Genomic DNA, 12,207 nt, shown 5'->3' on the forward strand with positions numbered 1-12,207 from the left:
ACAGAGTTAACTACCCGGTGAAGGGTTCCTGAGCTGATCGCCATGGAAGGTCTGAAGTCAGCCTGAGTAGTACCGTTTGGGAAAAGGACGCGCGCAGTGGCTATAAGAGATTTATTACATCGTTCATCGCGTACCCAGGAGCTCGATTCTTCGCGCTTCCAGGATCAGCATCGTTCGAGCCTTTTGCAGCAACGCACGCAACAGGCCACTCGAACCGATTCTGTGCGCGCGGTGGCAGCCTCTGCTTCGGATAGTCCCCAGGTCACTCAGGGTCGTGCCGACGGCCAGCAAAAGAACCGCATGTTCAGCATGCATGGCCTTAGAGACCGTATTAAAAACCGTTCCTCAAAAAATGCGGCTTCCTCCTCTAACACCAGTTCTGCACCTGCTCCTCGGATGGCTTCAGCTGAGGAGCTGCGTCAGAACGGACGGCCACCGTCACCTACTTTTCAGAATCCGCGTACTCCGCCTCCCGTACCCACTTCGCGCCAGCCAGCGGCGCAAACGCAGGTGAATAACAGCGCCCAACGTAATAACTTTGCCGGGCTTTCGCAGAATTCCAGCTCGGCGCTGCAGAGTCGCACCACTGCGAATCCGCAATTGCAGGCACGTACTAACGGTAGCAGCCAGTTGCCTGGCAATCGTGTGATTCCCGAGAGATCCAGTTCTCTTGGCTTTGAGAAGCAAAGCTCGTTGCCACCTGCTCCGCCGCCCAAGATCCGTGAAGACGGCACTCAAGTCGAAATGTCGATGCGCTCAAATTCTGAGAGGCTGATGTCGCAGGCAGGCCGGTCTCAGGGGGGGCATGCTTCCTTCACCTCAGGCGGCACCGATGATTTTATTCGCCAGAATTACACCATGGTGGATCCGGAAGTGTTGGAGGCCGAGCTTGATGCGTTAAATGCCGAGCCTGCGCCGATCCGCGATAAAGGCAAAGGGCCGGAGATTCCGCTTAAATCGCCTCTGCGAAATCAGCAGCGTAATGGCAACCCGCCCGAGGTTCAGAAAAAGATACCGGGTGAAGGTGAGATCAACCAAAGCAGTTGGTTTGATGATGCTAACTCTTCAACCACCTCCCTCCCGCTGATGCGGGATGAGTCGTTTAATAAAGGTCCCTCCGGTAAAGGGCCTGAGGTTCCGCCCAAACCGAAGCAACTTCAGGATCAGATGCGTAGAGAGCATCTTTCACTGGATACCAGCGACTCGATTCTCGATGCCGTAATGAAAGCGGCGGATAACGCCAGCGCTTCGAGCGACAGCCCGGTGGACCCCTTCCTGCAGCCACGAACCTCTGAGCGCAGACTGCCTGAAGACCGTTTCAAGTTTGAGCAGCCTGCGAAGCAGCCCAAGCTTGATGATGTAATGGACTTGGCGTATTTCGAGCCAGGCCAGAAAGGTGCGGTGGAGAATCACACCGGCTCACGTTTTGACAACGCTGCGACCTCTCTCAGCAAAAAGCCTGCGATTGATCCGAGTCAGTTTTTGCGGGGCGATATCGATCTGGATGCTTATCTCGATGAGCCGGATACGGAGGACTATCCCTTCAGGCCCGGCTTTGAGGGTGAGCAGCCTAAGAACCCGCATCCGGACGTACGTGTCGGCCGGGAAAGCTTCGCCAGCAACTTTGCCAATCAGCGCGTTGAAGCGCCTAAAAAACCTCAGGTTGAAACGCCTGAGCCTGCACCCGCAGCGCCTGAGGCCAAGTCCAGTAATCCGTTCAAGCGCCTGGATAACTGGATAAACACCAATAGCAAAGGTGAGCCCACCAACAAATTACGCAAGAAAGCGCCCAAGACGGATGAGGAAGTCGCTCAAAACGGTAAGGGTGTGCAGTTTGATATTCGTGTACGTGACGATGGCCGCCTGCAGATGGGTAAGAACAATTCCCCGCAGATGATGGAGTTGTTGAACCGGACGATTGCAGCGAATGGCCGACGCTTTGAAAAATCTCAGATGCTGGCGGGTAGTCAGCACTCACCGGACAGCAAGGCGCTGATTCGTGATACCGAAGGCCTGACGCATTACATTCGTAGCTCCTTCACCGGACTGACGGCAATGCACAGCAGCTTGCCCACCAAGCCCGGTGAGGGCGCGCTGGACCTGCCTGACTATCAGCATGAAGCGATCATGACCGATGTGCATACCGACCGTAATGGCGGGACTTACCGCTTGCACGATGGTCGACTGATGCAGTTCAGCCATGTCATCAATCCTGAGTATCCGACTGAGGCAGGCAAGGCTGTCGAGAATGGCGAGTGGAAAACACTGCCAAATCCTTTCCATGAAGAGAGCCGCTTTATCAGCATGCAGACCAGTGGTGGTCGTGTTACCAGCCATGCTGCGGTAGTCGACCTTGGTGAGGGCGGTGAGCCGGTCATGAAGGATGGCAAGCACGAGATTTCCCAGGCGCTGATCGATATGAGCTCCGGTGATAACAATGTGCTGTTTTCCACCAAGGATCGCATTGACTCTTATCACCGTGACCAACGTGGTCGGACTGCGGTACTGACCGAAGGCGAGAATGGCCACAAAATTTCCCTGAAGTCTGAGCACAATCGCGGTGAACCTTTGACGTTCAGCTTCAGGCTCAACCCCCATGAAGTGGGTGAGTCCAAGCTGGAATCCGCTCCTGCTGGCAAGCCTTCACACATTGCCCTGAGCGATAACACCATTTATGTCTCTGACCGACATGGTGAGCTTTACAGCATCACCACTGCAGAGGCAGAAGAGGCGGCAGCTAACAATCGTGCGATTCCCATGCGCCATCACCCCAGTTCGCTGGGTGCGCTTGGGAATGAGCACAAAGTCACTGGCTTCTTCACTGATAACAGCGGCAAGCTGAATATGCTGGTGAAAGATGCCCAGAATAATCAGCATGCCTGCCCTGAAACCGCTCGCGGTAACTTCAAGCCAGGCTGGAATTTGGGTGATGCACTCATTACCCACAACCACACTGGTCTCAAAGCCAACGAAAATGCCGGCGGTGCCTTTGTGCATTCGGACCGCTTTGGCACCATGCGTCTGGATGCTGGCAAGCTGCAGTACCGGGATGCGCTCAGTGGTAACTGGCGCGTGATGGATGGTCACAATGATGTCCGTGACGTTAACCGTGGCTTGGACGGACATAACTACGCCGTCATTGATGGTCAGGTGCGCAAGCTCAGCTTCCCTGAATCTTCCGACAAGCAGAACATGGGTGCCAACGTATACAGCCTAGGGGTTCAACGTAATGAGCCTTCGGTCTCCGGACAGCTGCGTGGCGGCACCGCGAACGATAATTTTGTCTCCGCTGCGGTCGTCAACTCTCACCACTATGTCGCACTGGATGCCGACGGTAAGGCCACGGTATTTGCACACTCACGTGCGACCAATGCGCCACTACGTCAGCCAGTCAGCCTGCCAACACAGGGCGTGCCTGAAGGCAGCAAACTGACCCAGATTTATCTTGATCAGAAGAAAAATCTGGTGGGTATCACCGATAAGGGCGAACTGCTGAGCATGCCCGAAAGTTCCTGGGAAGATCCGCTGGCCGCGCACCGTGATGTCAGCTGGACACCCATGAATGTCCCGGCTCATGAACGTGATGACAACACGCCCGTGCATATCTCCATGTCTGGCAGCGGCGAGCTGATGCTAAGCAGTGGCGAGTCCAGGTTCCGTCTCAATGGTAATGACTGGACTCCGGGGGAGATTGATCAAAACCACGATGCGACAGCATTGGGTAAATCAGCTTTTGACACGACGTTCGAGCGTCTTGAGCATGCAGAAGTCACCAAGAACATCAAAGGCCGTGATGTTCACTTTACGGCCGGTGTTCTGGGCTGGAATAACGCCGAGAAACCGCAAAAAGTGCAGAGTGGTTTCCGTGAGCGTTTGCGCGCGCACTATGTACGCTTTGATATGCAGACCCCGCGTCCCTTCAAGATTGGTATGGATGCGGCGCAGCATCGTTACCGTGGTCGTGATGGCTTACAGGATCTCTATAGCGAGACGTCCCGTCTGCACAGTGAGCTGGATGGTTTGCAGCGCACCACTGGCAGAACACCCGTTGCCAATCTGGCTCAACGCTTTGCCAATCTGGAGCTTGAGGGCAACCTCGGCAAAGAAGGCAAGCGTCTGCTGGATGAAATTCGTCTGTTCAAGGATGAGCTAGACCGCAGCGCGTTTCACAGTCTTTCGGTCGCCGCACTGAAAGCAAAAGTGGTGGATGTGCACGGTCATATCAAAGAGAACCCGAAAGCCAGACATCAGCATGGTGTGACCCATGCTTCCGGTCATAACCTGGTCACAGAGCTGAAAAATCTTTGGGATTTCAATGGTATGTCTTCCGGCGCGACGGGCAGTATGCTGCAAACGCTGGCCGATAAGGGTGTCGATCTGGGCCACGCGAAGTCGGATATCCCTATGGGGCGCCGCCGTGACCTGAATGATGATGCGGCATTGTCCAAAGCGCGACTGGCGCTAAACACCAGTGCACTCGACAAGTTGAACGGCATTCTTTCCCGTCTGGAAGATCTGGGTCGGGGCAACGTTGCGCCTAACGAGCGTCAGCTCAAAGGCCTGTGGGAATCCTTCTCCAATATCCGTGATAACGAATATCGTGCCAACGATGTACGTCGTCTGACAGATATGGGCCATACAGACTTTAAGGATGTCGAAGCCAACTACGACACCATTAAAGGTTTCCTCAAGGCCTACAGTAAAGATGACCACGGTGTCACCATGACTACGCGTTCTGCGCTGGATGTGAAAACCCGCGAGGAAATGCGTGAAAAGATGAAGAGCGTGGTGCGCTCGCTGCGTGAAGGGGAAACCCTCGCCATTGGTCGTGCCTACGAGGGCGGTGTCAGTACTGTTTATAATCCGGCGAATAACATTCCTGTGTTCACCGCTGCGCTGGCGGGCGCAACGGCCGGCGTTTCCCGTTCCATGGCGATTACTCGTGATGATGGCGAGATGATTGTTTCTCTGGGACGTCAGAAAGCGCAGCGTATTCAGATTGGTAGCTTTATCGGCCAGAACGTGTTGCCGCTGATGGCGGGTCTGGATATGAGTGACCCCGCGTTTAGCGAGATATTCAAGTTCTCCGACTGGAGTAATGGGACGCGTGATGCAGGCTTTGACTTGCGTGCCGGCGCCATTACCACCGCAAGCTTCTCACATGCGGCGCGCAACGGTATTGATTTCATCCTGAGCGAGCATGAGATCGATAAGTTTATCGATGGTTTGATCAGCGGTGGTCTTGAGCCTCAGGAACTGTTGGAAATGGGTATGGACCACATGAACCACCATGGTCATACCCTGGCATTCAGCCTCGACTTCCAAGGGCGTTTTGGCCTGCGTGCTGGTCTTGACCTGACCAATGAAAATGCCGATCCCTATTCCATGGCTCGTGTTGAGCTGGGCCTTAATAGCAACCTGAACCTCTATCAGGCTTCGCGAACCAAGGATCAGGAGCACACTGAAACGGGTGGCCGTGATTCCAAGACCACTTCGTCGGGTTTCCTCAACCGCGGTGGTGTGAATCTGGGTCTGCAGGTACAGGGTTTCTCACAAAAAGATATTAATGATCGTCCTGATCAGATTCAGGAGTACTCCTCTTTTACAGGTATCCACGGGCGCATCGCCTTTGAGGACTCCAGCAGTAAGAAAGTGGAAGTACAGATCAAGCAGCCAGGTGAACCCAACTACAATGAAGTTGAGAGTCTGATCAAAGAGCTGTCCGGAACCTTTACCGATGCGGACTCCAAAACCCGACTGGATCGGATCAACAATCTGACAGCCGCTGATTTTAATGAGCCGATGACGACTCAGGGTCTTGAGATGATGAAACTCAAGATGCTGAGCACCGAGTTTGCCGATAAAAAACATCTCAACCATGATCAGGCGCTGGCCGTCGGTAACCTGCGTAACCTGCAGAGCCGGGCTATCGCCCATGCCAATCACACCAGTGTGATGGGTTATGAAGTCAAATACTCCACTGACTTTAATAACATGGAGCGGCTTGATCATGATCGCATCATTGATGTGCTGCTTTCGCATATTGATGACAAGCGTGCAGCAACAGCATCCAAGCAGTTGCGCGAGTTTGCCAAGAGCGATCCTCAGCTCCGTCATCTGTTGGATGAATTCAAAAAGACCAAAAATGCCCGTGCACGTATCTCCATGGAGCTACGTGAGGATGTGAAGCAGAAAGCGAACCGTATGTTGGCTGAAGGTAAAATTTCTGCCGCTGACGTGGCGCTTTTGATGACCAAGCCTGAGAACGTGCGTATTCGTGAGTTCAAAGTGCTGTCATCCACGGGTCTTGCTGAAACCTTCACGCCGATCCAGATCATTGCCGGTGGCGGTAGTGTCTCATCAGTGGGAATGGAGAAGTTGGCCGGGCGTGTGATGTTCCATTACGGCGCTGATGACTCGAGCTTGCCAACGGACTACAGCATCATGGGCGATTCAGCTCAGGTGAGTAAGGAAACCCGTGAGGCGGCCTCCACTCTGGCGACAGAGCATAATCAACAAGTGGTGTGATCGCGCTAAGACCGAAAGAGCGCTCTTCGGGGCGCTTTTTTCGTTAAGGGCGTTGTGCAGGTAAGCGAGCTGCATTAAGGCAAATTGATTTGAAATGACGGCATAAAGTGCTGCCAGTCTCGGTGAACTTCCGAGCCAGGGAATCACTTTTTCGCGACAGGAATAAAAAAGATTCACGGGAAAGTGTACGAAAAAGCGGATTAATACGGCTTTTTTGTTATTTAAAGTTCTCAATGTCGTGAAAGACAGTTTCTGAGGGGCGGTGGCGAAAAAATATCGAAAAAACCGCAAAACTGATGCGGAACTACTTTCCTCCTCCGCTCACTTAATAGATGTACGGAATGCATAGCACCGTCAAACAACGAGATACTTGAGAAATATCTAAAGCGAGGATACTACCATGTCAAGCTTAGCAGCATCCGCAATGAACGGCATGAGCTCCCTGGGCACTCTGGGTTCTATCGGCTCCCTGGGCAGCAGCAAGTCTCTGGAAGCGTCTCAGGACGCAATGCAGCAGATGGACGAAGCCTCTGCAACTGCAACCAAAATGAACGCTCAGTTCCAGTCTCAGAAAATGATCACTGACACTGTTAACTCTATCGCTAACGGTATGGTTGACTCTGCCTCTAAAGCCAACAACGCGGCTACCCAGAGCGGCAAGGCAATCAACTACTAAGATTGCTTGAAACACCTGGTTGTTTGAACGGGCTGTGTTGATCTGATTAACACAGCCCGCTCTGCTCAACGGGTAAGCAAATCAAGGTTATCAGGGGAGGTGTCCTATGGCGATGTCCATAGCCGGCGGCGCAATGCGTATGCCTGGAACGACTACCACTACCACCACGACTACAACAACCACAACCACTACTACTCAGGGTTTCGGTCAGGCGGGCCAGAACTTTGGTAATAATGGTGTTAATGGTTCCCGTAGCCAGGGTGCGAACGGTGCTAGTAATTCCATCAGTGATGACCAGTTTGACAGCATCATTGGCAAACTGGCCGACATGCTTTCAGAATTGCTGTTTGATGGCGAAGACAGCAATGGTGGAGCAACTATCAAAAACTCTGCTCGTGAAGACGACAGTGGTGCATCAAGTCTGGGCGCTGGTGGTGGCGGCCTGCTTGACGCAGTAGCTGACTTCATGGACAAAAGTGGTAAGTACGGTCAGCCCGACGATGCCACTGGTAGTGTTAAATCCTGGAAGGACGAGCTGGGCGAAGATGATTATCTGAGCGGCACCGAGCTCTCAACCTTCAAAGAAGGCTTGAAAGACTTCCTGAAAAGCGTCATGTCCGGCAACAGTGGTACCCAGAGTTCTCAGGGCACTGGCCAAACCGATTCCTGCGGTTGTTCTGACAAGTCTCAGGGCACTGACGGTACCAGCCAGTCTGGTAACGGTTCAGGTATCGACATGAACATGCTGCTTGAGCTGCTGATGAAGCTTCTGACCGGCGATCTGTTCGGTGAAGAAGACAGTCATGGCGGCGCTACCATGAATAAAGAGGGCAAGACCGACGGCTCCTCTAACAGTGACATCCTGAGCGCTATTGCTGACTTTATGGACCAAAATCCATCTAAGTATGGTAAGCCTGATGATGCCTCTGGCGGCGGCCTTCTGGCGATGCTGAAAGGTGACAGTGTTAACTCCTGGAAAGATGAACTGGGAGAAGACAATTATCTGAACAAGCAAGAACTCGGTGCTTTCAAAGAAGGCCTGAAAGACATGCTGACCCAGATGCTTTCACCTGAAGGTGCTCAGTAATCAGTTGTTCTGAGCGCTAGCGATGCCTCCCTTTACCTTGTGTGAGGGGAGGTTTCTTACCCTGCCAATAAGGATGTTGCGAATTGATCGTCAAGCTATCGAATAATTCGCATTTGGATTGTTTGATATAACAGGGCGCAAGCCGCTGTTCTCTTGATGATTTCTGCCTGCTTGAAGACTTCCTATGTGCAGGTATTTCAAACGAGTCGGGAGAATGAACTATGTCTATCAAACACGTTGAAGGCCTGGAAGATTCAGGTCTCGGTTCTGGTTTAAAAGCCGAAAAACCCTCTGCTCAGGCAGATGCGTCCGACGTCGAATGGTTCAGCGCAGCTGTCCAGCCTACCAACAATAAAGAAGCAACCAATGTGGCAGAGAACATCGTTTCTCATCTGTCCGGTTCTTCTGAGCATTTGCAGAAACTTTCCGAGAAAGCTGATCGTGCATTAAAAAAAGCATCCAAGTCGACTGACCCGCGTGATGTGATTGATGCCAACCGATCTTTGTCAAACTTCTATCTTGAAAGCCTCTTAACGACTAAAGTAATTAGCAAAGGTTCTCAAGCCGTCGAGAAGCTGACCAATCTGCAATAAGGTTTAACCATGTCTCGCTCACTTTTCCTGCGCGCCCTTGTGGTAGTGCTGACGTTGTTGCTTGCCGGTTGTGGCAAGGAAGTGGAACTCTACAGACAGTTGAGCGAGGTTGATGCCAACGAAGTGCTTGCCGAGTTGGCCTCGAAACATATCGAGGCTGAGAAAGTTATAGCCAAAGATGGTGTCACCATCATGATCGACAGCGACAGTATGGCGCGTGCTGTCGATATCCTTGAAGCGGCGGGTTTGCCTCGCAAGCGTCGCGACAATATGGGCGATATCTTTAAGAAGGATGGGGTTATTTCGTCCCCGCTTGAAGAGCGCGCCCGTTATATCTATGCCCTGTCTCAGGAGCTTGAGTCGACGCTGTCCCAGATTGATGGTGTGGTTGTCGCTCGCGTGCATGTGGTCTTGCCTGAGCGCGTTGCGCCGGGCGAAGCAGTGCAACCTGCATCGGCAGCGGTCTTTATCAAGTACCTTCCCAGCCAGTTAGATCCTGATGTGATTTTGCCGCGTGTTCAACGCATGGTGACCAGCAGTATTCCGGGTCTGGCGGATACCAAAGATGAAAAAGACAAACTGGCAGTCGTTTTTGTGCCTGCAGAGGCCTACAAAGACCCGCAAACGCTGGTGCATTTTGGTCCGTTCCTGGTTCCTGCCCAGTCCGTATCCATGTGGCAGTGGATCACTGTCGGCGGCATCCTGTTTATTCTGGTGCTGATCGGCTTGATCTTTGTGTCGCTGAATTCTTCCATGCGTGCACGCTTCTTCGGTAACAAGAACGCTGTACCAGCGGATGTCAGCGCCAGCGTCGCCCCTCAGATCCCACCTGGCAAGCCTAAGCTGTGATGGCCGATCCACGTTTGTTGTGGCTGGTTCTCTGGCAGACACCCTGGAAGGTGGCAGACAACACGTGGCGTCGAAGTCTCACTAATGATGTTCCTGAACGTGCACTGATGCTGCTTGATCCTGCAGCATTACGTGCACGACAGTCGCTTGCCGGACTGCCTCCCAAACCTGCTGATACGCTGCTTGCCTTAGTGAACTTTAGCCCAGAGCAACAGCTGAAAGCCTTGCATATTGTGGCTGAGGTGGTCGAGCGGGGCGCCGGTGGGCACGATCTCGATCATGAGACGCGCCTTTGGTGCCGACGGTTGGCAAAGGCGATGATGCCTGGTCAATGGGTCTACCGGGAACGCGAAGATGCTCCCGGTGAATTGATTGGCCTGGGTCTTCTCAGACAGTGGCTCACTGTGAGTTCCTGGTCACGGGTTCGTTACCTGTATCGCAAACCCTGGGTCGATGAAGTCGAACATTGGGGTGGTGATGCTCCTCCACGTAAACTCAATCAGTTATGGAATGCCGTGATCTGGCTGATCAGTCAGTCTCCAGCGACTGCAGCCCCGTCGGCTCCACATGTGCAAGAGGGTGATGCCTCATGATGATCAAACGTCGCCTGAGTGCAGGCAGTGCAGATCCTGTAATGGTTGCGGGACTGCTTAAAGGCTCGACGTTACAGGGATGGGTCGATAGTGAAGCCATTCTTGATAAGGCAAAAGCTGAAGCCCGGCATCTGCTGGAGCAGGCAGAGTCAGAGGCTGAGCGTATTCGTGCGGAAGTGCAGGAGAAAGCTGATCATTGGCTGGGTGACTATCGCGAACAGGCTTCTGCGGAATTCTGGTCTCAGGCTAATGCGATGCAGGAGTCCTGGGAGGCGCAGCATCAAGCCTTGTGGGGTGAGGTCGAGAATATCCTTGAACCCTTGCTGAAGCAGTCCTTGAAAAAGATTCTGCAGGAAGTCCCGGCTGAAGAGCGTATTCGCAGTGTGGTTCGTCAACTCATTGCTGCCAAGCCATCCTTTGGCTCAGAGGTGCGTTGTGCTCCAGAATCTCAAGCGCCGATTGCAGAGCTTTTAGCGCCTTATGGTGATCGCTGGAAGCTAGTGCCGGATGCGCTGGTTTCTCGTGAGGAAATCGTATTTACCTCATCTGCTGGCTCTTTCACCTGCGACTGGAAGTCGATCGTCACAGAGCTCACAGGTGCGACCGAAGAAGGGCAGGGCGAAGACGATTCTGAGTAACCGGATGCGGTTTATTTAGCGACATATCAAACCCTTTTATTTACGAACAGCACTGATTTGACAGGTAATTTAGCAGAACTATGCTTTCATCTGGCGCCAAATCAAAGTAGAGTTTAGGCGTTTTTTTGGTGCGCTTTGGCTGTGAAGTGAGCTTTTTTAGCTCTGCCTTGTAGCGTCACTTCACACTAAAGTAATCATGCTGCACATCAGCGCTTTAGGCTAAATTTATGGATAGCCTAAGGTTGTTTGGGAAGAAAGAATGGCGATGACGTCAGCGCAGCAGCAAGTGAATAAGTTGCTGCAACATTTTGGGAAACGTGTAGGTGCCGACCTGTCTCTGCAGGACGGTGTCTGTGCGCTTTATGATAATGCCGGTGAGCAGGCTGCGGTCGTTGAGGCTCATGGCGAAACGGATACAGTGATTATTCATTGTCGGATGGCCGACTTTAATACGGTGGATAATCTGCTGTTACATCGGCAAATGCTGATGCTGAATTTTGAAATCAGCGCTATGCGCGGTACCTGGCTGGCACTGGATGATGATGGCCATTTGCGTTTGTGTGCAGCCTATTTCATCGAGATCCTGACGGATAATAGCTTCAGCGATATGCTCGAAGGCTTTATTAACCATGCCGTTGAAGTGAAGTCATTTATTGCAGAGCGCCTGCAGGACTCCTGAAATCCTATAGGCACTAAAAAACCGCAACAGGCATATGCCTGTTGCGGTTTTTTATATCTGCGGTTTGGATGGCAGTTTTACTGCTACCTTCAGGCTTCTCTGATTAACCTGTCCGTATTAACCGCGGTCGCAGAGTGACTAAAAAGCCCCAACCGGATCCGGTATGGGGTTTTTTGTTTTAGTGTAACCAGAAGCTCTTGTCAGAACTCATTAAGCAAGTCGGGAAAGGGAAGGCCTGCGAGGGCCACCAGATTCTCCATCATGCGTTGCGGAGTGCCTGGCTCATGATCGTACTTGGGCCAGCTGTGCCAGAGGATCAGTGTCTGCTTGCCATTCATGCTCACATAGCAATCACGAAAGCGGTATGCATCCTCAAAGCGACGGCTCAGGGTCTCCTGCGCCATATCAGGAGACTGAGCATTAGCTTGCACTGTCAGTGCCATTCCCCAGCCTGTCTGACCATTTTGGCAGCAAATAGCCAAGCCAGGTTCCCAGGTGATTAAGGCATCAACCTTGTCGAGGGCGGAGCGTACGAACTCATCTCTGTCCATCGCGTTTAACATG

9 protein-coding genes are annotated in these 12,207 nt (G+C 52.6%); 8 read left to right on the forward strand and 1 reads right to left on the reverse strand.

What is annotated here, in order from left to right; all coding sequences use genetic code 11:
- Window positions 1–96: 96 nt before the first annotated feature.
- The 8 genes from ACKC9G_RS15875 to ACKC9G_RS15910 all read left to right on the forward strand — a co-directional run bounded on the left by ACKC9G_RS15875 (window position 97) and on the right by ACKC9G_RS15910 (window position 11,643).
- Window positions 97–6,528, forward strand: coding sequence for an AvrE-family type 3 secretion system effector (locus ACKC9G_RS15875; protein WP_411407164.1), 6,432 nt, complete (start codon window positions 97–99; stop codon window positions 6,526–6,528).
- A 400-nt stretch (window positions 6,529–6,928) separates the two neighbouring features.
- The gene (locus tag ACKC9G_RS15880; RefSeq protein WP_411407166.1) at window positions 6,929–7,204 is read left to right on the forward strand and encodes a hypothetical protein; all 276 of its coding nucleotides are present in this window, start codon (window positions 6,929–6,931) and stop codon (window positions 7,202–7,204) included.
- 106 nt (window positions 7,205–7,310) lie between these two features.
- Window positions 7,311–8,291 (forward strand): hypothetical protein, encoded by a 981-nt coding sequence (locus ACKC9G_RS15885; protein ID WP_411407168.1) that lies wholly within the window; start codon window positions 7,311–7,313, stop codon window positions 8,289–8,291.
- Between the two features lie 221 nt (window positions 8,292–8,512).
- Window positions 8,513–8,884 carry a type III secretion system inner rod subunit SctI gene (gene sctI / locus ACKC9G_RS15890; protein ID WP_411407170.1) on the forward strand — a complete coding sequence of 124 codons (372 nt, stop codon included), beginning with the start codon at window positions 8,513–8,515 and terminating at the stop codon, window positions 8,882–8,884.
- Between the two features lie 9 nt (window positions 8,885–8,893).
- A complete protein-coding gene (sctJ, locus tag ACKC9G_RS15895) occupies window positions 8,894–9,733 on the forward strand; it encodes a type III secretion system inner membrane ring lipoprotein SctJ (protein ID WP_411407172.1) in 840 nt (279 codons plus the stop codon).
- Window positions 9,733–10,326, forward strand: a complete 594-nt coding sequence (locus tag ACKC9G_RS15900) for a hypothetical protein (RefSeq protein WP_411407174.1) — start codon at window positions 9,733–9,735, stop codon at window positions 10,324–10,326. Before sctJ ends, ACKC9G_RS15900 begins: the two co-directional genes overlap by 1 nt.
- On the forward strand, window positions 10,323–10,964 hold the full coding sequence (gene sctL / locus ACKC9G_RS15905; protein WP_411407176.1) for a type III secretion system stator protein SctL: 642 nt from the start codon (window positions 10,323–10,325) through the stop codon (window positions 10,962–10,964). Before ACKC9G_RS15900 ends, sctL begins: the two co-directional genes overlap by 4 nt.
- A 259-nt stretch (window positions 10,965–11,223) precedes the next feature.
- The gene (locus tag ACKC9G_RS15910; RefSeq protein ID WP_411407178.1) at window positions 11,224–11,643 is read left to right on the forward strand and encodes a type III secretion system chaperone; all 420 of its coding nucleotides are present in this window, start codon (window positions 11,224–11,226) and stop codon (window positions 11,641–11,643) included.
- A gap of 200 nt (window positions 11,644–11,843) precedes the next feature.
- Here ACKC9G_RS15910 and ACKC9G_RS15915 read toward each other — a convergent pair whose 3' ends face one another.
- Window positions 11,844–12,206 (reverse strand): hypothetical protein, encoded by a 363-nt coding sequence (locus tag ACKC9G_RS15915; protein WP_411407180.1) that lies wholly within the window; start codon window positions 12,204–12,206, stop codon window positions 11,844–11,846.
- Window position 12,207: the final 1 nt, after the last annotated feature.

Origin of the sequence: Pokkaliibacter sp. CJK22405, assembly GCF_046614695.1 — a bacterium.
In the GTDB taxonomy this organism is placed as follows: Bacteria; Pseudomonadota; Gammaproteobacteria; order Pseudomonadales; family Balneatricaceae; genus Pokkaliibacter.

Excerpts from the sequence above, each read along its gene's own strand:
- ACKC9G_RS15880 (WP_411407166.1), top strand. The coding sequence starts at position 6,929 with ATGTCAAGCTTAGCAGCATCCGCAATGAACGGCATGAGCTCCCTGGGC.
- ACKC9G_RS15885 (WP_411407168.1), top strand. The coding sequence starts at position 7,311 with ATGGCGATGTCCATAGCCGGCGGCGCAATGCGTATGCCTGGAACGACT.
- sctI (WP_411407170.1), top strand. The coding sequence starts at position 8,513 with ATGTCTATCAAACACGTTGAAGGCCTGGAAGATTCAGGTCTCGGTTCT.
- sctJ (WP_411407172.1), top strand. The coding sequence starts at position 8,894 with ATGTCTCGCTCACTTTTCCTGCGCGCCCTTGTGGTAGTGCTGACGTTG.
- ACKC9G_RS15900 (WP_411407174.1), top strand. The coding sequence starts at position 9,733 with ATGGCCGATCCACGTTTGTTGTGGCTGGTTCTCTGGCAGACACCCTGG.
- sctL (WP_411407176.1), top strand. The coding sequence starts at position 10,323 with ATGATGATCAAACGTCGCCTGAGTGCAGGCAGTGCAGATCCTGTAATG.
- ACKC9G_RS15910 (WP_411407178.1), top strand. The coding sequence starts at position 11,224 with ATGGCGATGACGTCAGCGCAGCAGCAAGTGAATAAGTTGCTGCAACAT.
- ACKC9G_RS15915 (WP_411407180.1), bottom strand. The coding sequence starts at position 12,206 with ATGTTAAACGCGATGGACAGAGATGAGTTCGTACGCTCCGCCCTCGAC.